At 56.4% G+C, this 26,043-nt stretch carries 24 protein-coding genes and 1 tRNA gene; 12 read left to right on the top strand and 13 right to left on the bottom strand.

Translation table 11 applies throughout. The features are described from left to right. Positions 1 to 6: 6 nt before the first annotated feature. The 4 genes from ACMGGM_RS09735 to yghU form a co-directional block, all read right to left on the bottom strand. A complete protein-coding gene (locus tag ACMGGM_RS09735) occupies positions 7 to 354 on the bottom strand; it encodes a DNA-binding protein (RefSeq protein WP_014885227.1) in 348 nt (115 codons plus the stop codon). Between the two features lie 12 nt (positions 355 to 366). Continuing rightward, positions 367 to 699 (bottom strand): type II toxin-antitoxin system RelE/ParE family toxin, encoded by a 333-nt coding sequence (locus ACMGGM_RS09730; RefSeq protein WP_014885226.1) that lies wholly within the window; start codon positions 697 to 699, stop codon positions 367 to 369. A 192-nt stretch (positions 700 to 891) separates the two neighbouring features. Further along, positions 892 to 1,224 carry a YMGG-like glycine zipper-containing protein gene (locus tag ACMGGM_RS09725; protein ID WP_063943578.1) on the bottom strand — a complete coding sequence of 111 codons (333 nt, stop codon included), beginning with the start codon at positions 1,222 to 1,224 and terminating at the stop codon, positions 892 to 894. 158 nt (positions 1,225 to 1,382) lie between these two features. Continuing rightward, the gene (yghU, locus tag ACMGGM_RS09720) at positions 1,383 to 2,252 is read right to left on the bottom strand and encodes a glutathione-dependent disulfide-bond oxidoreductase (protein ID WP_014885224.1); all 870 of its coding nucleotides are present in this window, start codon (positions 2,250 to 2,252) and stop codon (positions 1,383 to 1,385) included. Between the two features lie 183 nt (positions 2,253 to 2,435). Between yghU and gss the strand changes: the two genes are divergently transcribed. Next, a complete protein-coding gene (gene gss / locus ACMGGM_RS09715; RefSeq protein ID WP_023331301.1) occupies positions 2,436 to 4,298 on the top strand; it encodes a bifunctional glutathionylspermidine amidase/synthase in 1,863 nt (620 codons plus the stop codon). A gap of 52 nt (positions 4,299 to 4,350) precedes the next feature. Here gss and pgaD read toward each other — a convergent pair whose 3' ends face one another. Genes pgaD through pgaA form a run of 4 tightly spaced genes read right to left on the bottom strand, consistent with a single transcriptional unit; the run spans position 4,351 to position 10,499 of the window. Next, on the bottom strand, positions 4,351 to 4,782 hold the full coding sequence (pgaD, locus tag ACMGGM_RS09710; RefSeq protein WP_014885222.1) for a poly-beta-1,6-N-acetyl-D-glucosamine biosynthesis protein PgaD: 432 nt from the start codon (positions 4,780 to 4,782) through the stop codon (positions 4,351 to 4,353). Further along, positions 4,779 to 6,110 carry a poly-beta-1,6-N-acetyl-D-glucosamine synthase gene (gene pgaC / locus ACMGGM_RS09705; RefSeq protein WP_023331300.1) on the bottom strand — a complete coding sequence of 444 codons (1,332 nt, stop codon included), beginning with the start codon at positions 6,108 to 6,110 and terminating at the stop codon, positions 4,779 to 4,781. Before pgaC ends, pgaD begins: the two co-directional genes overlap by 4 nt. Continuing rightward, entirely contained in the window at positions 6,103 to 8,052 is a 1,950-nt protein-coding gene (gene pgaB / locus ACMGGM_RS09700) for a poly-beta-1,6-N-acetyl-D-glucosamine N-deacetylase PgaB (RefSeq protein WP_063943580.1), read from the bottom strand. Before pgaB ends, pgaC begins: the two co-directional genes overlap by 8 nt. Before the next feature lie 8 nt (positions 8,053 to 8,060). After that, positions 8,061 to 10,499 (bottom strand): poly-beta-1,6 N-acetyl-D-glucosamine export porin PgaA, encoded by a 2,439-nt coding sequence (pgaA, locus tag ACMGGM_RS09695; RefSeq protein ID WP_063943582.1) that lies wholly within the window; start codon positions 10,497 to 10,499, stop codon positions 8,061 to 8,063. 672 nt (positions 10,500 to 11,171) lie between these two features. On the opposite strand from pgaA, the gene ACMGGM_RS09690 reads away from it, so the two are divergent. After that, complete coding sequence (locus tag ACMGGM_RS09690) at positions 11,172 to 11,699, top strand: helix-turn-helix domain-containing protein (RefSeq protein ID WP_045134821.1); 528 nt, start codon at positions 11,172 to 11,174, stop codon at positions 11,697 to 11,699. A gap of 46 nt (positions 11,700 to 11,745) precedes the next feature. Here the strand turns inward: ACMGGM_RS09690 and ACMGGM_RS09685 are convergent, their stop codons facing one another. Next, positions 11,746 to 11,985, bottom strand: coding sequence for a DUF523 domain-containing protein (locus tag ACMGGM_RS09685; protein WP_023331296.1), 240 nt, complete (start codon positions 11,983 to 11,985; stop codon positions 11,746 to 11,748). Positions 11,986 to 12,241: 256 nt separating this feature from the next. Here ACMGGM_RS09685 and ACMGGM_RS09680 point away from each other — a divergent pair, with 256 nt between their 5' ends. Next, on the top strand, positions 12,242 to 12,634 hold the full coding sequence (locus tag ACMGGM_RS09680; RefSeq protein WP_050483628.1) for a hypothetical protein: 393 nt from the start codon (positions 12,242 to 12,244) through the stop codon (positions 12,632 to 12,634). A gap of 140 nt (positions 12,635 to 12,774) precedes the next feature. Here ACMGGM_RS09680 and ACMGGM_RS09675 read toward each other — a convergent pair. Both ACMGGM_RS09675 and ACMGGM_RS09670 read right to left on the bottom strand, forming a co-directional pair. After that, positions 12,775 to 12,850 (bottom strand) — tRNA-Phe (locus ACMGGM_RS09675). A 95-nt stretch (positions 12,851 to 12,945) separates the two neighbouring features. Next, positions 12,946 to 13,659 carry a DUF554 domain-containing protein gene (locus ACMGGM_RS09670; RefSeq protein WP_023331294.1) on the bottom strand — a complete coding sequence of 238 codons (714 nt, stop codon included), beginning with the start codon at positions 13,657 to 13,659 and terminating at the stop codon, positions 12,946 to 12,948. Positions 13,660 to 13,841: 182 nt separating this feature from the next. On the opposite strand from ACMGGM_RS09670, the gene ACMGGM_RS09665 reads away from it, so the two are divergent. Next, positions 13,842 to 15,977, top strand: a complete 2,136-nt coding sequence (locus ACMGGM_RS09665; RefSeq protein WP_045134820.1) for an ornithine decarboxylase — start codon at positions 13,842 to 13,844, stop codon at positions 15,975 to 15,977. 54 nt (positions 15,978 to 16,031) lie between these two features. On the opposite strand, the gene ACMGGM_RS09660 is transcribed toward ACMGGM_RS09665, so the two are convergent. Together ACMGGM_RS09660 and ACMGGM_RS09655 are read right to left on the bottom strand one after the other, a co-directional pair. After that, positions 16,032 to 16,724, bottom strand: a complete 693-nt coding sequence (locus tag ACMGGM_RS09660) for a response regulator (protein WP_023337769.1) — start codon at positions 16,722 to 16,724, stop codon at positions 16,032 to 16,034. Beyond that, positions 16,714 to 18,339 carry a sensor histidine kinase gene (locus ACMGGM_RS09655; protein WP_045134819.1) on the bottom strand — a complete coding sequence of 542 codons (1,626 nt, stop codon included), beginning with the start codon at positions 18,337 to 18,339 and terminating at the stop codon, positions 16,714 to 16,716. The genes ACMGGM_RS09660 and ACMGGM_RS09655 overlap by 11 nt, the downstream gene beginning before the upstream one ends. A gap of 347 nt (positions 18,340 to 18,686) precedes the next feature. On the opposite strand from ACMGGM_RS09655, the gene ACMGGM_RS09650 reads away from it, so the two are divergent. The 8 genes from ACMGGM_RS09650 to citG are packed head-to-tail and all read left to right on the top strand — an operon-like array spanning position 18,687 to position 25,995. Continuing rightward, positions 18,687 to 20,048, top strand: a complete 1,362-nt coding sequence (locus ACMGGM_RS09650; RefSeq protein ID WP_014885210.1) for a 2-hydroxycarboxylate transporter family protein — start codon at positions 18,687 to 18,689, stop codon at positions 20,046 to 20,048. A 17-nt stretch (positions 20,049 to 20,065) separates the two neighbouring features. Then, the gene (locus ACMGGM_RS09645) at positions 20,066 to 20,929 is read left to right on the top strand and encodes a fumarylacetoacetate hydrolase family protein (protein WP_045134818.1); all 864 of its coding nucleotides are present in this window, start codon (positions 20,066 to 20,068) and stop codon (positions 20,927 to 20,929) included. Positions 20,930 to 20,939: 10 nt separating this feature from the next. Then, positions 20,940 to 21,962 carry a [citrate (pro-3S)-lyase] ligase gene (gene citC / locus ACMGGM_RS09640; protein WP_014885208.1) on the top strand — a complete coding sequence of 341 codons (1,023 nt, stop codon included), beginning with the start codon at positions 20,940 to 20,942 and terminating at the stop codon, positions 21,960 to 21,962. Between the two features lie 16 nt (positions 21,963 to 21,978). Then, positions 21,979 to 22,272 (top strand): citrate lyase acyl carrier protein, encoded by a 294-nt coding sequence (citD, locus tag ACMGGM_RS09635; protein WP_014885207.1) that lies wholly within the window; start codon positions 21,979 to 21,981, stop codon positions 22,270 to 22,272. After that, complete coding sequence (gene citE, locus ACMGGM_RS09630; protein ID WP_014885206.1) at positions 22,269 to 23,144, top strand: citrate (pro-3S)-lyase subunit beta; 876 nt, start codon at positions 22,269 to 22,271, stop codon at positions 23,142 to 23,144. Before citD ends, citE begins: the two co-directional genes overlap by 4 nt. Before the next feature lie 10 nt (positions 23,145 to 23,154). After that, entirely contained in the window at positions 23,155 to 24,672 is a 1,518-nt protein-coding gene (citF, locus tag ACMGGM_RS09625) for a citrate lyase subunit alpha (RefSeq protein ID WP_014885205.1), read from the top strand. A gap of 2 nt (positions 24,673 to 24,674) precedes the next feature. Then, positions 24,675 to 25,214 (top strand): citrate lyase holo-[acyl-carrier protein] synthase, encoded by a 540-nt coding sequence (gene citX, locus ACMGGM_RS09620; RefSeq protein WP_014885204.1) that lies wholly within the window; start codon positions 24,675 to 24,677, stop codon positions 25,212 to 25,214. Next, the gene (gene citG, locus ACMGGM_RS09615) at positions 25,192 to 25,995 is read left to right on the top strand and encodes a triphosphoribosyl-dephospho-CoA synthase CitG (RefSeq protein ID WP_047344499.1); all 804 of its coding nucleotides are present in this window, start codon (positions 25,192 to 25,194) and stop codon (positions 25,993 to 25,995) included. Before citX ends, citG begins: the two co-directional genes overlap by 23 nt. Positions 25,996 to 26,043: the final 48 nt, after the last annotated feature.

Below are 26,043 nucleotides of genomic sequence, written 5' to 3'. Positions count from 1 at the left end.
ACAACGTTACAAGGCCGCCTGATGCGGCCTTGTATTATCGTTTAACCCTGCTGTTGCAATTCGGGAAATCGGATATCCCGTTGCAGATGCCACTTCTGCGATACGCTTAAATGAGGGGTTACCGTTTGGTGAGAGTGATTTATAAAGTGATTCGCGAGAAATGCCAGCACGTTTTGCAATAACAGTCATCCCGCCAGAGGCTTCGATCACATGCCGTAAGGCGAGCATGAACGCCTCATAGCCTCCTGGCTCGTCAATTTCAATGAAAGCCTGGTGAAGATAGACGGGCGCGAAATCCGGAGAATCTTTCAGGAGTTGTACCATTGCGTCATCATGAAGTACTGATTTAGCCATTGCGATTTCCTCTTATATTCTGCGCTTGTAGTCGTTGAGGTACTCAACGGCCCTTTCAATGTCTGCATTTTGCTTTTTTTTCGTTCCAGTCAATAGCACCAGACTTACTGCGCCATCTGCCGGATCGGAGACTTCACTAAAATAGACACGATAGCCGGGTCCCCGGTCAATTCTGAGCTCTGACACACTCTCTCTGCATGGTTTGCAATCGCCATAGTTACCCGTCGACATTCTGGCGACACGCGTGGCAATCATGGCTTTTGCTATGGGATCTTTCAAACTTCGCAGATATGCATCAAAAGGATCATATCCATCAGCTGTGATGTAGTGTTTAACGTTAGCCATTATTGTAGCCTGTAGTTTACGATAAGCAAAGCATTGTAATCTTCAGGCTACGACAGGCAATTGTTTGCATCGTAATAACTGAGTGGGAAGATAATTTTCAGAAAGCGGATCGCAAAAACGAGAGATTTGGCAGGGGGGGATTATTGAACAACGCTGTGGCCGGACAAACGCAGCGCTGCCCGGCAATACTTATCAGTGGGTCGCTTCGCCAATCAGTGCACCCGTGCCCGCACCCACGGCCGCTCCTTTCAGCACACTCTTGCCCGTCACGGCAGCCGCTCCTGCGCCAACGACGGCACCCACGGCACCCCCCTTACGTGCGTCTTTGCCTTTTTCGCCGTTTTTGAACATGGCACCTGTACCTGCGCCAACAACGGCACCGCCGACGGTGGATTTCAGATCTTTGCCTGTGACCGCGCCAATGGCGGCGCCCGCTACCGCGCCAGCGGCAGTTTTGTCGATGGCCATTCCCGAGGTGGAAAAAAGGAGAGCGCTGATGACCAGCGTTGTTTTAATAAGTTTCATAACAGATCCTTTGTGACTGCTGTCGGTTGATACGTCGTTTCTCACATCTGCGCGAGAAAAACGGCCAGATAGTGCCAGCAATTGCGGCTCAACCTTTAGGCTAATCATGCCCCTGGCAAGGATCTCATCTGCCGGGCGGTGACCCGCCCGGCAAAGCATTACGCCTGACGCTTGTCTTCCGTGTTGGTATCGAAGTCGCTCGCCGCGTGACGTTCGTGCAGTTGCTCGTTCAGCTCGCCGCTGGTGCGGTTAACGATGCGTCCACGCTTCACGGCATGGCGGTTCGCCACGTCTTTCGCCCAACGCTGGACGTTGGTGTACTTTTCGGCATCCAGGAACTCGGCGGCGTTATAGACGCTACCCAGGGCCACGCAGCCAAACCATGGCCAGATCGCCATATCCGCGATGGTGTACTCCTCGCCCGCCACGTAACGGCCGCGCGCCAGCTGTTTATCCAGCACGTCGAACAGGCGTTTGGCTTCCATGGTAAAGCGATCGATCGCGTACTCAATTTTCACTGGCGCGTAGTTGTAGAAGTGACCAAAACCGCCGCCCAGGAATGGCGCCGCGCCCTGCAGCCAGAACAACCAGTTCAGCGTTTCGGTGCGTCCCGCCGGATCTTTCGGCAGGAAGTGACCAAATTTCTCTGCCAGATAGAGCAGGATATTGCCGGATTCAAAGACGCGCGTTGGTGGGGTCGTGGAGTGATCCCGCAGCGCCGGTATTTTCGAGTTCGGGTTCACTTCAACGAACCCGCTGGAGAACTGATCGCCCTCGCCGATGCGGATCAACCAGGCGTCATACTCCGCGCCCGTCACGCCCAGCGCCAGCAGCTCTTCAAGCATGATGGTCACTTTCTGGCCGTTAGGTGTTCCCAGCGAATAAAGTTGCAGCGGATGGGAGCCCACGGGGAGATCTTTCTCATGCGTCGCGCCCGAAATCGGGCGGTTAATATTGGCGAACGCGCCGCCGCCGTTCTTTTTCCATTCCCACACTTTCGGTGGCTGATAGGTGTTTTCGTCTGACATGTTGGCCTGCCTCTTTGGTGTTGTGTTGAGGCAGTTTAGCAGGTGGCAGGGGAACCGTTTAACGATGCGAGCGTAATGGACAGGGCAGGTGTATGATAATTCCACCTCTGTCAGGTTAATTACAACGTGCAGACGACGACAACCCTTCAAAAAATTGCCGCCTGCCTGTTTTAGGTTGGATACATGCGTAAAGGAAAGTTAAGCAGTGATGCGCCATTCGGGACGTTGTTAGGCTATGCGCCGGGTGGTGTGGCGATTTACTCCTCAAATTACGGCAGTCTGGACCCGCGAAAATACCCGGAAGATGCGGATTTTCGCAGTTATATCGGCAACGAATACATGGGCCACAAATGGCAGTGTGTTGAGTTTGCCCGCCGTTTCCTGTTCCTCAACTATGGTTTCGTGTTTACCGACGTCGGCATGGCGTGGGAGATCTTCTCCCTGCGCTTTTTGCGTCAGGTGGTGAACGATAACATTCTGCCCCTTCAGGCGTTTGCCAACGGCTCGAAGCGCGCGCCGCGCGCCGGGGCGCTGCTGATCTGGCAAAAGGGCGGAGAGTTTCATGAGACCGGCCACGTGGCGGTGATCACCCAGCTTCTGGACGACAAGGTGCGCATTGCAGAGCAGAACGTCCTGCACTCCCCGCTGCCGCTCGGGCAGCAGTGGACGCGCGAGCTGCGGCTGAGCGTGGAGAACGGATGTTACACAATCCATGACACCTTCAGCGACACGGAAATTCTCGGCTGGATGATCCAGACCGACGACACGGAACACAGCATTCCCCAGCCGGAAATCGACGGCGAACTGCTGAAAATTCGCGGTGCGCGGCTGAAAAACAAACGTCAGTTCGACGGAAAATGGCTCAACGAAAATGACGCGCTGCAGCAGGCGTATATCCGCGCGAACGGTCATGTGATCAATAAAGATCCCTGCCAGTACTTCACCATCACCGAAAGCGCCGAGCAGGAGCTGATCAAGGCCACCAACGAACTGCACCTGATGTACCTGCACGCGACGGACAAGGTGCTGAAAGACGACAATTTGCTGGCGCTTTTCGACATTCCAAAAATCCTCTGGCCGCGCCTGCGCCTCTCCTGGCAGTGGCGTCGTCACCATATGATCACCGGCCGTATGGATTTTTGCATGGATGAGCGCGGGATTAAGGTCTACGAGTACAATGCCGACTCCGCGTCCTGCCATACCGAGGGCGGGTTGATTCTCGAAGAGTGGGTGAAAAACGGTTATCGCGGCCACGGTCATAACCCGGCAGAAGGGTTGCTGGAAGAGCTGACCGGCGCGTGGAAACACAGCCACGCGCGTCCGTTCGTGCACATCATGCAGGACAACGATGTCGAAGAGGATTATCACGCGCTCTTTATTCAGCGTTCACTGCTGCAGGCCGGGTTTGAAACCAAAATTTTGCACGGGCTGGGGGCGCTGAGCTGGGATGCTGCCGGGCAGCTGATTGACGACGAAGGTCGCCACGTCAACTGCGTGTGGAAAACCTGGGCGTGGGAAACGGCGATAGAGCAAATCCGCGAGGTCAGCGAAACCGAATATGCCGCCGTGCCGATTCGGACCGGACATCCCGAGGGTGAAGTGCGCCTGATCGACGTCCTGCTGCGTCCGGAAGTGCTGGTCTTTGAGCCGCTGTGGACGGTGATACCGGGCAACAAAGCCATTCTGCCGGTACTGTGGCAGCTTTTCCCGAACCACCGTTACCTGCTCGACACCGATTTTGAGGTTAACGACCTGCTGAAGCAGACCGGTTATGCCGTCAAGCCGATTGCCGGACGCTGCGGCAGCAATATCGATCTCATTAGCGCCCAGGACGAACTGCTGGATAAATCCAGCGGCAAGTTTATCGATCGCAAAAACATTTACCAGCAGCTGTGGTGCCTGCCAAACGTTGACGGCAAGTACATTCAGGTCTGCACCTTTACCGTCGGCGGGAACTACGGCGGCACCTGTCTGCGCGGAGATGACTCGCTGGTGGTGAAGAAAGAGAGCGATATTGAACCGCTGATTGTGGTGAAGGATAAGTAACTCAGAACCGCTCGAAATAGCTCCCCGCAGACCATTCTGCGGGGACGTTTCTTCACTCTTCTTCCTCGTCCTGTTGACTGATCTTTAGATCAATAATACGGCCAATCCGATCGTGATAGACCGTCAGCAGGTTGTACTGGCTCATCTCGGAGATGATCTGTGGTGAGACATTAAAGCTGCGGGCCAGCTCCTCCTGGTGAAAATAGCCCGGCTGACGACGCCTCACATGCGTGCGGCGGCGGTTGTACTGATACCACAAAATCAGCAGCCATCCGTTAAGCGCGGCGAACAGCAAATAGATCAACACCGTATTAAAGGAGGCAATAATGACGCTCCACCGGTGTTCACTCTCTTCGGTTAACTGCATCCACAGCCTGGCATACAGGAAAAACAGAAATCCTCCCCACGCCACCAGAGTTAACGCGGCATCGAAAAGACGGGGTAACAGCCGATGTTCAGTCAAAATTAAGGTATTTTCGTTCATTGAATGCTTCCTTTTCCCCGGTCCGGACTGATCCAGCGCGCGCGGGCACGCTGACGTTTAAGCATGACTTTCGGAAACGCGACGAGGGTAGTGAACAGGCCAATCATCCAGTACACCATCGGGAACCAAATCACCCAGAAAAGCGAGCTTGCCACCTTCCGCTCGTATCGCCGCTCGATGAACAAACTGACCAGGAACTGCAGCAGACACATGACGCCCAACAGCAGACCGGTGAACGCGGGTGGGAACAGGGTCTCAACGGTCAGCCTGGCGGGAATCGGCGCGACCTGGCTGATAATGAACAGCAGTACCGTCATCGCGTAAGCGAACGCCCACAGCGTGGACAGCGCGTACTCCAGAAACAGGGGCCACATGCGATGATGCTCCCAGCGCACAACCTTGCGAAGGTTGACCAGAAACACCTCCGCGCCGCCCTGAGCCCAGCGCAGGCGCTGTTTCCACAGGCCTTTGAGCGTCTCCGGCATCAGGATCCAGCACAGCGCCCGCGGCTCGAAAAAGATATCCCAGTGGCGCAGCTGAAGCTTCCAGCTTATGTCGATGTCTTCCGTGATCATATCCGGGCTCCAGTACCCGACATCCGCCAGCGCCTGGCGGCGAAAGGCGGCGATGACGCCGGACACGGTAAAGACCCGGCCATAGATCCGCTGCGTGCGTTTGATAAGGCCAATAATGGACGAGAACTCGCCCACCTGAATGCGCCCAATCAGCGAGGATCGCGTGCGAATGCGCGGATTGCCGGTGACCGCGCCGACGTGAGGATACTGAATCAGCGGGGCTACCAGATAAACCGCAGTGTCGCGGTCGAGCAGGGCGTCGCCATCAATGCAGACCAGCAGATCGCCCCGGGCTGCCGCGGCACCCGCTTTTAGCGCGACGGCTTTTCCCTGGTTCTCCGCGAGGTTAATTACCCGCAGGCGCGGCTGCTCCTGCGCCAGCTGCTGCAGCACGTCCGCCGTGTTATCAGAAGAGCCATCGTTAATGGCGATAACCTCTATATTCTTATACCGCTGATCCAGCGCGGCGCTGATGGTCTCTCTGGCGTTCCTTTCCTCATTGAAACAGGGGATCAGAATGGAAATAAGCGGCTCGCCAGCGAGCGAGGGTGGTGGGGTCTCTTTATCCCACGACCAGTGGCGTTCAAGCTGAAACCAGAAATAGAGTCCGCCGGTGACCCAGAGCACGGACATGAACAGCGGCCAGAAGAACACAAAATCCAGAATCAGTTCGCCGGTAAAGAGGGCGGCCACGCCTAAAGGCAACCCGAATACCAGACACAAAATAGAAAAAGCGATGATGCGATCAGTCATTGTCAGGGTACCAGTAGGAAGAAAATTCAGGCCTGATGCGGGAGATATCAGGCTGGTTGTTGATGAAATCGTCGGGGTAGTAGCCGTAGTTTTTGACGCCGTTCAGTTGGAGAACGCGCATCCACTGGACAAGCTGTTTATCGGAAACGGCACGCTGCGGTTTTTGCTCCCAGTCTCTGGCCTGCAGTTCGAAAATGGTTTTATCGAGCGCGCCGGGACGAGCGGCGACCACGTTAACCAGACGCGTCAGCCAGGCGTCGCTTTCGTTCGCCGGAACGGACTCCATCAGCGGCATGGCCATCGGCACCGTCCAGTCATAGGCCGCCAGAAAATCATCAAAATTCTGTGCAAACCAGGCTTCGCTTTCAGGCTCAAGGATGGGTAAGACGAACATATTGCGTGCGGTTTTGATCTGCGGTCCCCGGATGTGCTTCACCGCCTGGCCCAGCGCACGGGTAAAGCCCATCAGCAGACGGCTTTTCTGACGCGTTGTGTCCTGAGCGGCGTCTTGTCCGGCATCGTCAACGTCCGTCAGCACCGCATCGTCATGGAACAAAATCCCATTGAAGGTGCTATAGCGGGCCAGATCTTCATAGATGTCCGTCACCTGCTGGCGAACCTGCGGGTTCCACGGGGAGAGCCGGATATAAGGTTCAGTGGCCTCGTGCAGCTGGCCCGTTTGACGATCCCGACGCTGCACGCGCGGCAGGGAGGGATCGAGATCGAACGAGAGCACCGGCATCCACGCGAAGACTTTCACCCCCGCACGGGTCTGGAGCTGCCAGGAGACAAAATTGAACAGATCGGCGCGGACCGGAAGCCGACGGTTGGGAAAATAGAGCGCTTTGATCCGGCCATCGCCCTGCGGATCGGCAAACGCCTGCAGGAAAACATGGCTGATTTTCATGTCGTAAACTCGCTGGATCAGCCTGTTGATATTTTGGGTTTGCTGGGCCGGATCGGGATCGTAAACGTAGTCGAGGTCGACGTGCATGACGCGAACGGGATCGTGTTCCTGGATCTGGCTGACCGTACTGGCAAAGGTTTTTAGCGAAGGATTACCGGCGATCAGCAGACGGGGAATGTTGCCAGGGTCATTTACGTCCCCCAGGCCGTCTTCCAGCGTAAAGGCCAGCTGGTAACCCTGTTGTCTGGCGATGGCGAGCGACGTACCGTTGGCGGCACCGTAAGGCCAGACCCAGGCGCGCGGTGCTTTGCCCGTCACCTGCGTGATTTTCTCGGTCACTTTATGCACGTCGTCGCCGATCCGCTGGCTGAACTGCCGATCGGTTTCATAGCGGCCCGTCGCCTTATCGTAAAAGCGATTGGCGATGGCAGGCTCGCGGCTTCCCTGAGGGTTAGCCACGATACCGTAATGGGAGGCCCAGGTATGTGAGCCGATCTCAATCAGCGGAGACTGGCTGAGCTCGCGCACCATGTCCCACGTTGCGAAGCGATCGCGGGGCGTCATCAGACCACCAAAATTGACCTTTTGATTCGCTGGCGTGTCCACCCAACTGCCTACCGGTGCCCAAAGAGCAGGGACGTTCCAGGCCTGAAGCAGTGGCCAGACGCGGGTATAAAAGCTGCTGTAGCCGTCGTCAAAACTGAGCAAAACGGCTTTCGGCGGCAGCGTTTTTTTTCCGTCATGGGCATCCAGAATGTCCTGCACGCTGATGGCGTGATAGCCGTTATGCAAAAGCCAGCTTATTTGCTCGTTTAACGCGCTGGTGCGAACGGAGAGGTAGCGCTGATCGGCGGCATCATCTTCGACGTCGTGGTAGGCCAGCACCAGAAATCGATTCGTTGGCCAGGGCTTGCTCGCCTCCAGCTGGGGTCTCTCTTTGGGGGCAATAAACGGGAGTGCCTGGGCGCAAATGCTCGCGCTGAGGCAGAACCAGCCGATGAGTATCACACTCACGGAAAAACGTATGTTCAGCATATTCATCCTTAAAAGCGTAAAGTCGCATCAAACGTGACGGAGAGATTGCTCTCGCGCTTGCCGTCGTAAGGGCGTTTATCCCAGTTCAGCATCACGCCGGTATCGATGACGTTGTTCCACTGGATGCGTTGTCCGTAGCCCAGCAGGGTGATGGCCCCGGCGGACTGGTTTTTCTGCCAGTAGCTGCCGCCGCCTGCCACGAACTGCTGGCTCCAGAGGGTGTCGTAATGGCGATACATCTCATGATCGACGGACAGAGCGGCCGTTACGGACAGATCCCGCGCCGGGTTGTAATAGAGCGTGTCCCGCAGGCTGTTTTTACTGGCGGCGATCCCCGGTTCGAGATCCAGCGTCAGGGACGGGGTTTGCCAGAGACGCTCCTTACCCGTAAGGGTGTATTCCTGACGGCGGTTGTGGTCTGAGAAGCGGCTGACGGCGGCGCTAAACTGATACTCACGTCGCTCGTTTTGATACCAGCGCACGCCGCCTTCCCCCCGGTTGGCGCTAATCCCGTTGCGTAATGCCCGTAAGGGCGTGGTGCGAGCTACGCGTTCAAGGCTGCCGCTGAGCTGCCAGTTATCGGTGAGAAAGTAAGTTGTGGAAAGGCGAGCCCCCGGCTTGTTCGCGCCGTGATAGCGGTTACTGGAGAGCTCGGCTTCGAGCTGGAGGTCACGAGGCCGCCATTCCACGCCGCCCAGGAGGTGGCGGCTGGTGCCTTTACCTTCATCGAAATTACCCTCTGCATAGCGGGTGCCGGCAAACAGCCGCCAGTTATCCGCAACTGGCGGGCCATAGAGCGTGGCGTCCCAGTTCAGGTCGTGCGTACCGCTGACGGGGTTATCGGAGTGCAAACCCTTGCTCGCATTGAGGCGCAGCTCGGACATATGATGAACCGTTCTGAGCCTGTCCAGACGACGGGCACTGCGATCGACCGGCGCGCGAGAAAGCACGTCGTCGGCCAGTAAATCCATCTCTTGCCACTCCTGTAGATCCATGGCGACGTAAGCCTGCTGTTGCTCAAGCTCCAGATTTGATGGCTCCAGTGCCTCCGCCATTTTCAGCTTCTGCTCGGCCGCACGCGGCAGGCCCCGCGCCTGTAGCAAAGTGGCGTAGTCAATCTGCAATCCCTGGTTGCCCGGCGCCGTTGTTGCCAGACGCTGAGATAGCTTTTCGGCTTCCGGCAGGGCGTGGGTCGCCAGCAGATAGTTAAAACGGAGAGACTGCCCGGTGAGCCATCGATCGTTCGGCTGAGGGGTAGGGGAACCGAAATCGTAGCGGGTCCAGGGGACGTTACGGGTCTGGCGCTCTACATACTGGCGGGCGGCCCGATACTGCCCGGTATCCAGCCAGGCGTAGAAAAGTGCGTGCTCTTCGTCCTGCGGATCGGCGGCGTATTGCGGATAGCGTTGCAGAAGCGAGAAGGCGGCATCGGCGTTTTTCTCCTGCAGATACGCGGAGATAACCCAGCCGATTGCCCAGTCCGGCACCGGGTGCTGCGCTGCCGTAAGATCCTGATACTCGCTGATGACCCGCGGATAATCAGCATGGGCGTACAGCGCGCCGAGCCGGTCTATACGCGCAAGGATGACATCTTCCGCCGCCTGCGGCTCGCTTTTCCAGCGAGAAAGCAGAACGTCGTAACGATTCAGCGCAGATTGCGCAAGCTGCAGGCGCTCCTTTTCTGTTCTGCCTGGCACATCGGCAAGGCGAACCCTTTCGGCGGCGGCGTTACGCTCAAGACGGCGACGCTCCGCCGGGGACAGTGGCACCCGCTGTGAAAGTACGAGCGCGGGTGTATTCACGCGGTTATCCGTCAGGGCGTCGACAAGCTCGCTGAGCAGGACATTATTCTCTGGCGCGGTAGCCAGTGCGCGCGTGTCCGCCAGAAGCCGATCCCAGCTTTTTCCCTGGCGTAACCAGACATACGAGAGCGTCTGAAGATGCGCCTGAGTGGGGTTTTGGGTGACCAGCTGCCGGGCTTCCTGCAGCGCGAGTGCATCCATGCGGGCATCGGCCAGGGTTTTGATATAGCCGATACGATAATCATCGTTATTCGGCGCAAGGCTGCACGCCTCTTTCCAGAGCGATAAGGCTGGCTGCCACGCTTTTTGATTTCTCCTGGCCTGGGCAACGGCAGCAATGCCGCGAGCGGGCAGCGGCATATAAATGCCATAACGCTGCCAGACCTCAATCACCTCATCATCATGACCTGCCCAGGATGCCACCTGTAACCAGTCTGCGACCTGTTCAGGCGTCAGGGCGTGCTGTTGCTGATAATGCTGCAGATAATCAAGAAACGGCGTGTAATTACCGTTACGCGCCTGTTGAATCTGTTGTTCATAAACGGATTCCGTTGCCTGAACCAGAACAGGAAAGAGTAATAACAGTAACAATAATCCTGGGGTGCGATAAAAGAATAACGTATTGAAGCGAAGCGATCTTTCCATATCTATTTGCCATTTGTTTATCATGAATCCATTGCATAACACGGCTGCCTTTTAACTGTGCGTTAAAGGCGATAAATGAGAACATTAAATCTGAATGCAGTAACGTTATGGGGTACTTACTAAAAGGTAATTATGGATCCTTATCTCGGTGGATTGGGTAAACGGTAATGTACACCTGATATGTTGCCGGATAAATATGGTGAATAGAGGGTGGGTGGTTTTGAGATAATTCTGTAGTGAGCGATTTTTTATGATTATATTGAAGGGGTTTTGTATTTATAACATCATGATATTTAAGTGTTTTATTTTTATTGTGACAAATTTGTTTATATTTTTAATGAGGCCTGGAAGCATCAATTAAAGTACTTTCTTGTGCATGTTTGGGAAGTTTCATGACAAAAATTCTTAATGTTTAGCGAAGTGTCTTTTCTGAGATTGTTTTTTATTTATAATTAATGTCAGACATTGAATGATGGTCTACAGGAAGTCTTACTCATCAATGTGTGTATTGAGGGATGTTCAAAGCCAGAATACATTTGTCGTTAATATAACAGCGCTATAAAACGAAGGCGGCCTTCTCTCGGAAGGAGCGTTCTTGCTTTAATCTAAAAGGGATGGTTAGTGGCAACTTCAATAGTGTTAGTGACTCAGGATCGCTATCTTGTCAGGGGCATGAGGCTTTTTTTTCCGGATATTATCCTGCTCGACTCGATTGACAGAAACATATTTGATAATGGTGCCGACGAATACTCTGTATTGATTGATAGTCGTTCTCCGCTCCGTTTATATGATTACCTGATACGTCATCCGGCCAGAACAAGGAAAACGATCTGCTGCGTTATGCTGGATATGCGACATCGCGAAGAGAATCTACTCAGTATGAAGTTGTTTATGAACACGTCGCTCACCGCGCCGGATATGGCGTCGCTGTTTAATCTGGTGCTCAATATGAAGGGCAGGCGTCTGACAACCAAATGGCTGCTTAACTTACGGCTTAGCACGCACGAGGCGATCATGCTGCGGTTGCTGAGGGCAGGGATGTCGATGGAAGCCGTTGCCGATGAGCTGAATACGTCGGTGAAAAGCCTCTACCGCAAACGAACGGCGCTTTCGGAACGGCTGGGGGCGGAGAACTTCAATGAGGCGTGTTTGTTTATCTTTAAAAATAAACTGCTGGATGTGATTGGGAACGATCCCTAGATTGAAAAGAGATCAAAAGCAAAAACCCGCCTTTTGGGCGGGTTCTTTAAACAGTGGTGACCGGACTCGGAATCGAACCAAGGACACGGGGATTTTCAATCCCGCCCTGACTCTGCGCAGTTTTCAACGCCAGCCACGCCGCCAGTTCCGGGCAGTGGGTGACCAGACGGCCTTCTTCGCGCCGGTATTGCAGCAGATCTGAGGAACAGGATTTATCGGTACCGTTGTAGCGGACAAGGTGCCCTGACAGGCAGGGGCTAAGCAGGATTATATCTTTGATGGGCATGGGAGATACCTTTGATAAGGTGCGTGGTAACGCGTTTATCTCGATACCGGCGGATATAAGGTGGCAGAAAATGAGCGGGTGGCGGTTGGATTTTGGGGGAGAGGAAACGCGTATTATAATGAAAAACGAACAGTATCTTCTGCTCTTTAACCCCGTTTATGAACTGCCAGAGGCTAAGCCATGTGTTTTATCCTGAGCGGGTGATACCAGAAGGAGACTCCTGGAAGTGATTGAAAAATTTAAAAGGACGTTAGAAATGAATAAATATCTGTCTGGTCTGTGTGTTGTTTCTTTTTTTTATTTTTCTTCAATAGGTTACGCGCACTCTGCGGGGCAAAATAAAGTTCAGGTTAGTATCAAACCCAGCAGCGCTAATGGAGGATATATCCCGGTAATTTCTGATGCAGATGAAATCGAGCCTTCTGATTTCAGGGAGTCGGATCTACAGGAGATGCAGGATAGCCTGAGGAAGATGAAGTCCGACAACCGCAAAGTCGATGAGCTAACTCAGAAGGTTTTACAGCTTGAGAGAAAGAATTCTGAGCAGGAGAGTAAGATCGAGCGATTGCAAAGAAGCCTTGATGACATGAAGCGGAGCAACGACAACCTTTCAAATCAGGTCAGCAATTTATCCGGCAAAATTAAGTGATAAAAAATAGCCACCGCCTGTATTAACTTATCGGGCTATTAGCGTAAGCGTGCCTGCATTAAAGCCACGCTTATCAGCGCACAGAAATCGGCCGTAGCCATAAAGCAAAAACCCAGCCATAGGCTGGGTTTTCTAAATAGTGGTGCCCGGACTCGGAATCGAACCAAGGACACGGGGATTTTCAATCCCCTGCTCTACCGACTGAGCTATCCGGGCAACGGGGCGCATTAAACCTGATCTGCTTCCTGCCGTCAACGAAAAATGTTGTTTTCGTTACGGACTGCGCAATCTCTCGCCATTTCGCCGCACTCTTAAGCGAAAAAGCGCGTCCAGAGCGCTGAGAGCGGCATGGCGATCAGCAGCGCGGGCAGCATATTCACCACGGCAAACATCTTAATCCCGCAGATGCGTAACCCGGTCGCCAACAACAGCAGGCCGCCGACGGCAGTAAAGTCTGCCATCATCGCCGGCGTAGTCAGCGGGAGTATCAGCGCGGCGCAGGTGGCGAGAGCCAGCTGAATCAGCAGCATCGGGACGCAAATTGCCGCGACGGCGATACCGAGCGTGGTGGCAAAAATGGTGGCGGTGAAGAAATCGAGAAACGCTTTCGCAATTAATATACTCGGGTCGCCCGTCATCCCTTCCTGCATCGAACCGAATATCCCGGTGCCGCTGGCACAAAACAGAATAATGATCGCCACGTAGTTCTGAATAAACGACTCGTGCGAACCGTTTTTCGCCTTACCGGGTCGGGCAATCAGGTTTTTGGCTTTGCCTACCGCGTTATTGATGCCCTTTTCCAGATAGCAAAATTCGCCAATCAGTGCGCCGAGCAGCGTTGCCAGCACCATGACGGGCAGGTTGGCGCATTTGATGACTAAAAGGATGCCGATGCCCAGCGAGGCCAGGCCAAAAATAGACGGCATGGAGGTACGAATACGCTCCGGTAGCCGCTGGCTTAACACGCCGCCAAGTATGCCGCCCAGCAGCACTGCGCCGGCGTTGATAAAGGGTCCAATTACCACCGCTAACTCCTGTTACTTAATCATTGGTATTGCATGATTATGACACGCAAAGCGGGCATTACGCTTAGCTTTGGAAGGTTTTGTGCATATTGATTCCTTCTTGCACCTCAAAATAAAAGGTGACATTATTGCGCGAATTTTCTCCTCCCTGTCTCACCGTTCGGTGAGGGTAACTAGCGCCTATGAAAACCATGAAAATTGCCGTCAGCCGCGAGCTGCTCTCCACTGTCTCAACCCACCGTGAAAAGGTGACGCTGGATAACACGGATTTTACCGATGTGGCGGCAGTCGTCATGACAACTGCTGAAAGTCGCAGCGGTATTCTCGCGTTGCTGAAACGCACGGGCTTTCAGCTACCGGTGTTTATTTTCTCGCAGGAGCAAACGGACGTGCCTGACGGTGCTACCGCGGTCATCTCGGGGAAAGCGCAGGAGTTTCTGGAACTGGAGACTGCTGCCAGCCGTTACGAAGAGAATCTGCTGCCGCCGTTTTTCGACACCCTGAGCCAGTACGTGGAGATGGGTAACAGCACCTTCGCCTGTCCTGGTCACCAGCACGGGGCGTTTTTCAAAAAGCATCCGGCGGGACGACAGTTTTTTGATTTCTTCGGTGAGAACGTGTTTCGTGCCGACATGTGCAATGCTGACGTAAAACTCGGGGATTTACTGATCCATGAAGGGTCCGCCAAGCATGCGCAAAAGTTCGCGGCGAAAGTGTTCAATGCGGATAAAACCTACTTTGTGCTGAACGGCACGTCGGCGGCCAACAAGGTGGTGACCAACGCGCTGCTGACGCGTGGCGATCTGGTGCTGTTCGACCGCAACAACCATAAATCCAACCACCACGGGGCGCTGATTCAGGCTGGGGCCACGCCGGTGTATCTTGAGGCTGCGCGTAATCCATTTGGCTTTATTGGCGGGATTGACGAGCACTGTTTTGATGACGCGTACCTGCGCGATCTTATCCGCGAGGCTGCGCCGGAGAAAGCCGACGAGGCGCGTCCGTTCCGCCTGGCGATCATCCAGCTTGGCACCTATGACGGCACGATCTACAACGCCCGTCAGGTGATCGACAAGATCGGCCATCTGTGTGATTACATCCTGTTTGACTCTGCCTGGGTGGGCTACGAGCAATTTATTCCGATGATGGCGGAAACGTCTCCGCTGTTGCTGGAGCTGAACGAGAACGATCCTGGCATTTTTGTGACCCAGTCGGTGCATAAGCAGCAGGCCGGGTTCTCGCAAACGTCGCAGATCCATAAAAAGGATAACCACATTCGTGGCCAGGCGCGGTTCTGCCCCCATAAGCGGCTGAACAATGCGTTTATGCTGCACGCCTCCACCAGTCCGTTTTATCCGCTGTTTGCAGCGCTGGATGTGAATGCCAAAATTCATGAAGGCGAGAGTGGGCGCAGGCTGTGGGCGGAGTGTGTTGAGCTGGGCATTGAGGCGCGCAAGGCGATCATTGCCAACTGCCATATGATTAAGCCGTTTATCCCGCCGGTGGTGGCGGGGCGGCCGTGGCAGGATCATCCGACGCACGCCATTGCCAGCGAGCGCCGCTTCTTCAGCTTCGAGCCGGGGGCGAAATGGCACGGGTTTGCGGGTTATGCCCGCGAGCAGTACTTTGTCGACCCGTGCAAGCTGCTGCTGACCACGCCGGGTATTGATGCCGAAACCGGGGAATATACCGGGTTCGGTATTCCGGCGACCATTCTTGCGCACTACCTGCGCGAAAACGGCATCGTGCCGGAGAAATGCGATCTCAACTCAATCCTGTTCCTGCTGACGCCAGCTGAAAGCAGCGAGAAGCTGGCGCAGCTGGTGGCAATGCTGGGACAGTTCGAGCAGCATATTGAAGACGATACGCCGCTGGCGGACGTACTGCCGACCATCTACCAGAAATACCCGGTGCGCTACCGGGATTACACCCTCCGCCAGTTGTGTCAGGAGATGCACGATCTTTATGTCAGCTTTGACGTAAAAGATCTGCAGAAGGCGATGTTCCGCAAGGAGAGCTTGCCTGAGGTGGTAATGAACCCGCAGGATGCAAACCGGGCCTATATTCGCGGAGAGGTGGAGCTGGTTCGCATACGGGATGCCGCAGGGCGCATTGCTGCCGAAGGGGCGCTGCCCTATCCGCCTGGCGTGCTGTGCGTGGTGCCGGGTGAGGTCTGGGGCGGGGCGGTACAGCGTTACTTCCTGGCGCTGGAAGAGGGCATCAACCTGCTGCCGGGCTTCTCGCCGGAGCTGCAGGGGGTATACAGCGAGAAGGATGCGGACGGGATTAAACGGCTGTATGGGTATGTGTTGAGGTAGTGCGGGCTGCTGCCCTCACCCTAACCCTCTCCCACAGGGAGAGGGAACGTTTCATCAAACCGCACTACGCTTGTACATCCTCCTTGGATGCCCAATCTTCCCGTACAGCATCTCTACGCTCAGAAACCCCGCCTCCACGCAGTGCTCCAGATAGCGCCGGGTAGTGGTTTTACTCAACCCCGTTTCGCTCACCACCTCATCCACGGTAAAGCAGTGCGTCGCCTTGTCGTTGAACAGCGCCTGCACCCGGGCCAGCGTATTCTCCTCAATCCCTTTGCTGCCGTTGTCCTGGCGGTAGTTCTTCGCCTGGAGTTGATACAGTGAATCGACGTTTTGCTGATCGACAATCTTCCAGACGCGCTGCTGTTCGGCAAATTGCACAAAGCGCTCCAGCGACTGGCTGAGGCGCTTCCAGGAAACCGGCTTAAGGATATAGTCAAAAGCGCCGTTGCGGATGGCCTGGCTGCAGGTGTCCATATCGCTGGCGGCGGTGATGAAAATCACCGAGCAGTTGGCGCGGGTCAGCATCGGGTTACTGATAAGGGTGATGCCTTTGCCGTCCGGCAGATAGTTATCCAGCAGCATCAGCTGAGGCTGTTTACGCTCAAGCTGAACCTGCGCGTCGGCCAGTGACGAGGCAATCCCCACCAGTCTCAGACGCGGGTGTTTGCTGATGAGCTCCGCGTGCAGCTGTGCCAGTTCGTTCTCGTCTTCAACAATCAGTACGTCGATAAGTTCATGTTGCATAGTCGGTGTCTTCCAGTTGCCGGACGGTTCCCGAGGCCGGGATAAACAGTGAGAAAATGGCGCCGCGTGGGGTATTATCGGCAACTTCTATCGCGCCGCCAGCCTGCATAACGTAGCTTTCGATCAGATACAGACCAATCCCATGATCGCCGCGTGTTTTGGTGGTGATGCCGCGTTCAAAGATCCGCTCACGGATCTCCGGTTTAATGCCTACGCCCTGGTCGGCGACTTCAATAATCAGCTCCTGCTCGCTGAGTTTTATCAGCACTTCCACTGGCGCATGGGGAAGCGGCGAGCGCTGTGTTGCTTCGATGGCGTTATCCAGCAGGTTACCAATAATCGAAATCAACTCTTGCTCCCCAAGCGGCAGGAACGGCTTATCCAGCCGACAGGCCGGGTCGAAACTCAGCTCGACACCTTTTTCCCGCGCTCGGGCGGCTTTCCCGAGCAGCAGGCCGCACAGGGTGGGAGAACTGAAGCGCGACGAGATAAAGTCCAGCAGCTCCTGGGCATGTTCCGACTGCGCCTGAATATAGCCAATCGCCTCCTCATAGCGGCCCATATGCAGCAGGCCGGAGAGGGTGGTCATCCGGTTTAACTGCTCGTGACGCATAATGCGCAGGTTATCGACATAGCGCTTTACCTGGCTGAGCTGGGCGCTCAGAGAGTCGATTTCGTTGCGATCGCGGAAGGTGATCACCCAGCCCTGCAGCGAGCCCTCAAGCATGATGTGAACCCGGCTGGCAATCACCGTGAGATCGTTAAAACGGCAAATCTCATCGTGGGTATCTTTAGCCAGCATCGTCTGCGTGTCGAAGAACGGGACCGGGTCGATCACCTGGCTTATCAACTGCCCGCGCAGTTCACGCGCCGGCTGGCTCAGCCCCAGCAGTTTGCGCGCCGCCTGGTTGATCACTTCTATGCGCCGCTCGTTATCAATGGCAATCACCCCTTCGTAGATAGATTCCATCATCGCCTTTTGCTGACGTACCAGCAGGCCGATTTCTCGCGGTTCGAGGGAGAAGATCTGCTTCTTTATACTGCGGGTAAAGAACCAGGAGAAGATAAAGAGGGCCAAAAGCAGCAGCACGGCGGCAATCAGGATATTGACCACTTTACTGACGGTAATGGTATCCAGGTAGCTGGTGAGATAGCCCACGGAAACAATGCCAACCACCTGCCCGGCATCGTTGAAAATAGGGGCTTTACTGCGCAGCGAAATACCCAGTCCGCCTTTACGGATGGTTGTCGTGCTTTTCCCCTGCAGGACGGCCTCATTGTCGCCGCCAACCAGCGTCGTGCCCACTCTGTCGGCAAAGACGGAATGAAAAAGGTGCTTTCCCGTGTTATCTCCAATGACAATAAAGCTGGCATCGCTATGGGCAGCCATTTTCTGCATAAAATCATGGATCGCGGTGATATCTTTTTGTTCAACTTCATTGCGTAATGACGGAATAAGCGCAATCTCCTCCGCCTGTATTTTTGCGCGCGCACTCATTTCCTGATAAAGCTGCTTACCGACATCGGCATAATAATATCCGCCCAGTAACGCAAAAAGCACTGAGAAAAAGGCAACCAGCGAAATAAACAACTTAATCTGGAAAGAGACTTTCATAACTATCACGCAAGGTAGCGACAAAGATCGCCAATATATCATCTTTTTTTCTGTGGCTGCCTGCGCTTTGCCGAAAACTTGTGATCCCTTGCACAGCGGGTGCTGTAAAAGATTTATCCTGAGGGCTTACCTCGTTCAGGCTATATGAATAAATGTTATTTGTTTGTTCAATTCAGAAAAGAAACCATAAAAACCACGATAATAAATAAGGCATAAATCACATTAAATAAAAGAAACCATTAAAACCATAGTGGCCATTAAAACTTCGCTTTTAATATGTCATCCCTCACATAAAGTAAGCCTTTGTGACTCTAAGCTGAACGCACAAAATAACCAAGGGGCTTATTATGAGCACAACTGACGATTCTTTCTCTGTTACCCACGACCCGATTGAAATTCAGCGACCCTCGCTCAAAGAGCGTTGGTGGCATATTATGGATACCTGGAAAATCGGGATTATCCCTCTGCCGCTGTTTGTTCTGGCGGGCGCACTGATTGCGATTGATTGTCTGGGCGGAAAGCTGCCGAGCGACATCGTGGTGATGGTAGCGACCCTGGCCTTCTTCGGCTTTGCCTGCGGTGAGTTTGGCAAGCGCCTGCCGATTGTCGGCAAGCTCGGTGCGGCGGCGATTTGCGCCACCTTTATCCCTTCCGCGCTGGTCTATTACGGCCTGCTGCCGGATGTGGTGGTCGAGTCCACCACGAAGTTCTATAAATCCACCAATATTCTCTATCTCTACATCTGCTGCATTATCGTCGGCAGCATCATGAGCATGAACCGCACGGTGCTGATTCAGGGCTTCCTGCGCATCTTCTTCCCGATGCTGTGCGGTGAAATTGTCGGCATGCTGGTGGGGATGGGCGTTGGTCTCGCGCTGGGTCTGGAGCCGTTCCAGATCTTCTTCTTTATCATTCTGCCCATTATGGCGGGCGGCGTCGGGGAAGGCGCAATTCCGCTTTCCATCGGTTATGCCACCCTGCTGCACATGGACCAGGGCGTAGCGCTCGGTCGCGTGCTGCCGATGGTGATGCTCGGCGGTCTGACTGCGATCATTATCTCCGGTTGCCTGAACCAGCTTGGTAAGCGCTACCCGCACCTGACCGGTGAAGGCCAGCTGATGCCTAACCGCGCCAATGCCGATACCACCGTCTCTCAGCCTGCGTTCTCTGGTAAAGCGGACGTGACCACAATCGCCTCTGGCGCCCTGCTGGCGGTGCTGCTCTACATGCTGGGCATGCTCGGCCACAAGCTCATTGGCCTGCCAGCCCCGGTCGGCATGCTGTTTATGGCGGTGCTGGTGAAGCTCTGCAACGGCGCCTCTCCGCGCCTGCTGGAAGGTTCGCAGGTCGTCTACAAATTCTTCCAGACTTCCGTGACCTACCCCATCCTCTTCGCCGTCGGCGTGGCTATCACCCCGTGGCACGAACTAGTGGCGGCGTTCACCGTCAGCAACCTGCTGGTGATTGTCAGCACCGTTTCTGCGCTGGTGGCGACCGGCTTCTTCGTCGGCAAAAAGATCGGTATGCATCCGATTGATGTCGCCATCGTCTCCTGCTGCCAGAGCGGGCAGGGCGGTACCGGCGACGTGGCGATCCTGACCGCAGGCAACCGCATGAGCCTGATGCCGTTCGCCCAGATTGCTACCCGTATCGGCGGAGCGATTAACGTCTCTATCTCTCTGCTGATTCTGGGCAACTTCCTCGTTTAAGTTTTCAGGAAAGAACAATGAAACTCGCAAGCTTTTTATACCAGGGAAAACGCAGCTACGGCATCGTCCAGGCCGACGGCGTGATTGATTTAGGCCGCCGTCTCGGCGACCGCTACAGCGACCTCAAGGCGCTGCTGCAGGGCAACGGGCTGGCGCAGGCCACCCGCTACCTGAACGACGCGGTGGACGTGCCGATGAGCGCTATCACCTTCTTACCGGTGATTGAGCAGCCGGAAAAAATTCTCTGCGTGGGCATGAACTACGCCGACAAGCGCAAGGAGTTTGACCAGCATAACCCGGCCCCGACGCTGTTTGTCCGCTTCCCGGATTCACAGACCGGCCATAACGAACCGGTGCTGAAGCCGCGCCACTCCAGTGAATTCGACTACGAAGGCGAGCTGGCGGTGATCATCGGCAAAGGTGGGGAGAACATCAGCCGCGACGACGCGCTGCGCCACGTGGCGGGCTACAGCTGCTACATGGACGGCTCCGCCCGTGACTGGCAGCACACCTGGTTTACAGCCGGAAAAAACTGGCGTCAGACCGGCGCGTTTGGCCCCTGGATGGCGACGGCGGATGAGATCCCGGATCCGCACCAGCTGGCAATCCGCACCTGGCTGAACGGCCGCATGGTGCAGGAAGACAACACCAGCAGCATGATCCACAAGGTTGCGGAGCTGATCGAGTACATCAGCACCTTCACCCGCCTCAGCCCGGGCGATGTGATCATCACCGGATCCCCGGGCGGGGTGGGGAAAAAGCGTAACCCGCCGCTGTTTATGAAAGAGGGCGATCGCATTGAGGTGGAGATCGAGCATATCGGTCATCTGAGCAACGTGATCGTGGAAGCGCCCGCCGTCGGGCTTGCGGCAGCACACTGAGTAAAACGGCATGAACAGTCAACCCATCGATTTTCGCCACACTCTGGTGGCGAAGCATCCGGAACGCTTAAGCCAGATCCGCTACCTGCTGGCAGACAGCGGCCTGGGCCTGGACAACGACATCACACTGTTTGTCGAAGCCTGGTCCGGCTCGCAGCTGGTGGGTTGCGCAGGGCTTGCCGCCAACGTCATCAAATGCGTGGCGGTCAACGAGCAGCTTCGCGGCGAGAACCTCAGCGCGCGGCTGCTGGCTGAGGTGGAAAATGCGGCGCTGGAGCGCGGCCATTTTCACCTCTTCCTCTGCACCCGTCCGTGCAACCGGGAGCGCTTTGCCCGCAGTGGCTTCTGGCCGATTGCCCAGAGCGGAAACAACGCGGTGCTGATGGAGAACACCCCGCAGGGGATCGAACGCTACTGCCGTTCCCTGCGCGCGAAGCGCAAAAGCGGGGAGAACATTGGCGCGATAGTGATGAACGCCAATCCCTTCACCCTCGGCCATCGCCATCTGGTGGAGCAGGCGGCGCAGCAGTGCGATGCGCTGCATCTCTTCGTGGTGCGTGAAGATGCGTCGTTCTTCCCGTTTAGCGCGCGCATTGAGATGGTGCGGGCGGGCGTGGCGCATCTGCCGAACGTGGTGGTGCATGAAGGCTCGCAGTACATCATCTCCCGCGCCACTTTCCCGGCCTACTTCCTGAAGGAGACCGGCAAAGTGCAGCAGGCGTGGAGTGAAATCGACGTGCTGATTTTCCGGGACTTTATTGCCCCGGCGCTGGGCATCACCCACCGCTTCATCGGCTCGGAGCCCTTTTGCGATATCACCCGGCAGTACAACCAGACGCTGCACGACCTGCTGGCCTCGCATATTGAGGTGGTGGAAATGCCGCGCATCAAGGCCACCGGCAACGCCATTTCCGCGTCCGAAGTGCGCCGTTTACTCAAGACACAGCAGTTTTCCCGGATCCGGGAGATTGTCCCGGACTCCACCTTCGCGCATCTCGAAACGCATTACCGTGCGAGTGCCGAAGTCGCATAACTACCAGGAATTTATCATGAATATTGTAAGGGAGGCGCTGGCCGGCACGCAGGAGTCCAGCGACCTGATGGTGAAAATCGCTCCCGCTCACGGCGAGCTGGAGATAGTCATCCACAGTGAAGTGATTAAGCAGTTTGGCGAGCAGATTCGCCAGGTGGTCAACGACACATTGCGCGCCATGAACGTGCACCAGGGACTCATCATTATTGAAGATAAAGGGGCGCTGGACTGTGTTATTCGCGCCCGCCTGCAAAGCGCGCTGATGCGTGCCGCCGATGATCAAACCATCAACTGGGGGGCGCTGAAATGAGCAAACTCCGCCGCAGTATGCTGTTCCTGCCGGGCGCCAACGCCGCCATGCTTTCCACCGCCTTTATCTATCGGCCTGATTCCATCATGTTTGACCTGGAAGACGCCGTTGCCCTGCGCGAGAAAGACACCGCGCGCATGCTGGTGTTCCACGCGCTACAGCACCCGATGTATCAGGATATCGAAACCGTGGTGCGCATTAACCCGCTGAGCACGCCGTTTGGCCTGCTGGATCTGGAAGCCGCCGTGCGGGCGGGCGTGGACGTGATTCGCCTGCCGAAAACCGATACCCCGGACGATATCTACGAGCTGGAGGGTCACCTGGCGCGTATTGAACGCGAGTGCGGCCGCGAGGTCGGCTCTACCCGCGTCATGGCGGCGATTGAATCGGCCATTGGCGTGATAAATGCCGTGGCGATTGCCCGCAGCTCCCCGCGCCTCATCGGCATCGCGCTGGCCGCCTTTGATTATGTGATGGATATGCAGACCGAGCGCGGCGACGGCACCGAGCTGTTCTACGCCCGCTGCGCCGTATTGCACGCCGCCCGCGCGGCGGGCATCGACGCCTTCGACGTGGTGTGGTCAGACGTTAACGACGAGGCCGGGTTCCTGCGCGAGGTCGATCTGATCCGCAAGATGGGCTTTAACGGCAAATCGCTGATTAACCCGCGCCAGATTGACCTGCTGCATAACGCTTACGCCCCGACGCAGGAAGAGGTGGAACACGCGAAGCGAGTGATTGAGGCGGCAGAAGAGGGCGAGCGTAACGGCCTGGGCGTGGTGTCGCTCAACGGCAAAATGGTGGATGCACCGATTATTAACCACGCGCAGGTGGTGCTGGAGCGCGCGGCGGCCTCCGGCGTGCGTCGGTAAGGATGACAGAATGAACCAGACTGAACTTCTCCATATGAATTTCCCCCATCTGCGGGGCTTAAAACCGTTTGATACCGCCCACAGCGCGACGCCGTGGCTGGCGGATGCTGACGCGAAGCACAGCCGCAAACTCTGCGCCTCCGTTGAAGAGGCGGTGAAGCGCTGCGGCCTGCAGGACGGGATGACCATCTCTTTCCACCACGCGTTTCGCGAAGGCGACCGGGTGATCAACACCGTCGTGGCGCTGCTGGCGCGAATGGGTTTCAAAAACCTGACGCTGGCCTCCAGCTCGCTGATGACCTGCAATGACGCGCTGATCGAGCATATTGAAAGCGGCGTCATCACCCGCATTTACACCTCCGGAATGCGCGGCAGGCTGGCGGATGCAATCTCCCACGGGCTGATGGACGAGCCGGTGCAAATTCACTCCCACGGCGGGCGCGTGAAGCTCTTGCAGGACGGCGAGCTGAATATCGACGTGGCGTTTCTCGGCGTGCCGTGCAGCGATGAGTTTGGCAACGCCAACGGCACCCACGGTAAATCCTGCTGCGGCTCGCTGGGCTACGCCATGGTGGATGCGCACTTTGCCCGCAAGGTGGTGCTGCTGACCGAAGAACTGGTGCCGTTCCCCAATATGCCCGCCAGCCTGGTGCAGGACCAGGTGGACTACATCGTGCAGGTTGAGAGCGTCGGTGACCCGGCGAAAATCAGCGTTGGCGCGGCGCGCGTCACCAGCAACCCGCGCGAGCTGATGATCGCCCGCTATGCGGCGGACGTGATTGAACATTCCGGCTACTTTTACCCGGGCTTCTCAATGCAGACCGGCTCCGGCGCGGCGGCGACCGCCTGCACGCGTTTTATGGAAGAGAAAATGGAGCGCAGCGGCGTGAAGGCGCGCTTCGCGCTTGGCGGCATCACCGGCAGCCTGGTGGATTTGCACGAGAAGGGGCTCATCGAAAAGCTGCTCGACACCCAGTGCTTTGACGGCCAGGCGGCGGCGTCTCTGGCGCGCAACCCGAACCACGTGGAGATCTCCACCAATGTTTACGCCAACCCCGGCAGCAAGGCGGCAAGCTGCGACCAGCTCGACGTGGTGATCCTCAGCGCCCTCGAAATCGACGTTGATTTCAACGTCAACGTCATCACCGGCTCCGACGGCGTGATGCGCGGCGCGTCCGGCGGACACTGCGACGTGGCCGCTGCGGCGAACCTCACCATCGTCGTTGCGCCGCTGCTGCGCAGCCGCATTCCGACGGTCGTGAAGCGCGTTACCACGCGCCTCACGCCGGGTGAGAGCATCGACGTGCTGGTCACCGATCACGGCATTGCGGTTAACCCGGCGCGCCCGGAGGTACGTGAGCGGCTGATGGCTGCCGGGCTGAAGATTGTGGATATCAACGCGCTCTATGAACGGGCGATATCGCTGACGGGCGTACCAAAGCCGATTGAGTTTACCGACAAAATCGTCGGGGTGATCCGCTACCGCGACGGCAGCGTGATCGACACCGTGCGACAGGTGAAGGAGTGATTATGACAGTAGCGACACCCGTGCGGACGGGTGTCAGCCTGGACGAACTGCTGGCGGCGAAAGAGCGCCGCGCAGCGCGTCAGGCTGACATGCTTGAGCACTATCAACAACCGGTGATTTCCCTCACGCTGGTCACGCCAGGGGAAATTAAAGACAGCCTGCGCTATCGCAACACCATGGGCGTAGCGCTCCAGACGTGCGACCAGCTGCTATGGGAGAACCGCTGGCAGGTGCTGGACCGTCAGGTGCTGTGGCTTCCGACCGGGCCCGAGGCCCTGTGGTGCGTGGCTCATCCGGCAGCGGAAATTAAAGCGCACTGCGCGGATCTGGAGCAGACGCACCCGCTCGGCAGGCTGTGGGATCTGGATGTTATCTGCCCTCAGCATGGCCACGTCGGGCGTCAGTCGCTGGGGGCAAATCTCAGACGCTGCCTGATCTGCGACGAACCTGCGCATGCCTGTTCCCGCTCGCGGAACCATCCCGTTGAGCAGGTGGTTTCCCGGGTGGAGAAGATGATTGATGACTGGTTTGCTCGCGACTAAACCCCGCATTGCGGACGTGCCCGCGCTTGCCGAAGCGGCACTGTGGCAGGAGCTGGAGCTGACGCCCAAACCGGGGCTGGTGGACAAGCTCAATAACGGTTCCCACCGCGATATGGACCACGCGCTGTTTGCCCGCAGCATTGCGGCGATTACGCCGTGGTTTGCGCGCTTTGCTGAACTTGGTAACGCGCATGCGGATAAGCCCGCTGACGCACAGCTACGGATTATCCGCCCAATGGGGATGGCCTGCGAGCAGGCGATGTACGCCGCGACGAACGGCGTGAATACGCACAAAGGCGGGATTTTTGCCCTGGGTTTACTGTGCTTCGCCGCCGGACGTGTGAACAATCTTTCTGCGGACAGCCTCTGTTGTGAGGTGGGTAACATCTGCCGCGGGCTGGTGTCGCGAGAGTTGGCCGCGCGCAGCGGGCAGGCGACGGCGGGCGAGCGGCAGTTTCAGCAGCACGGCTTAACCGGCGCGCGCGGTGAGGCGGAAAGCGGCTTTGCCACGGTGCGTAAGGCGTTGGCACAGTGGAACGGACGGTCGCTTCACAGCCTGCTGTTACGCCTGATGTCAGTCAATCAGGACAGCAATCTGGTGTCGCGCGGTGGCATGGAAGGGCTGCGCTACGTTCAGGACTACGCGCGGGAATTGCTGGCTAACGGCTGGGACCGCGAAGCGTTGCTTAAAATGGATATCGCATTGATAGAACGCAATCTGAGTCCGGGCGGCAGCGCCGATTTGCTGTCGGTGGGGTGGGTGCTGTCTGGAATAAAATAGCCGGGTGGCGGCTTCGCCTTACCCGGCCTACGGTTTGGTTTTGTAGGC

Source organism: Enterobacter sp. BNK-14 (assembly GCF_047456095.1).
Taxonomy (GTDB): Bacteria; Pseudomonadota; Gammaproteobacteria; order Enterobacterales; family Enterobacteriaceae; genus Enterobacter; species Enterobacter kobei.
The sequence above is the reverse complement of the archived record's forward strand: the minus strand, read 5'-3'. Positions and strand labels throughout refer to the sequence as shown.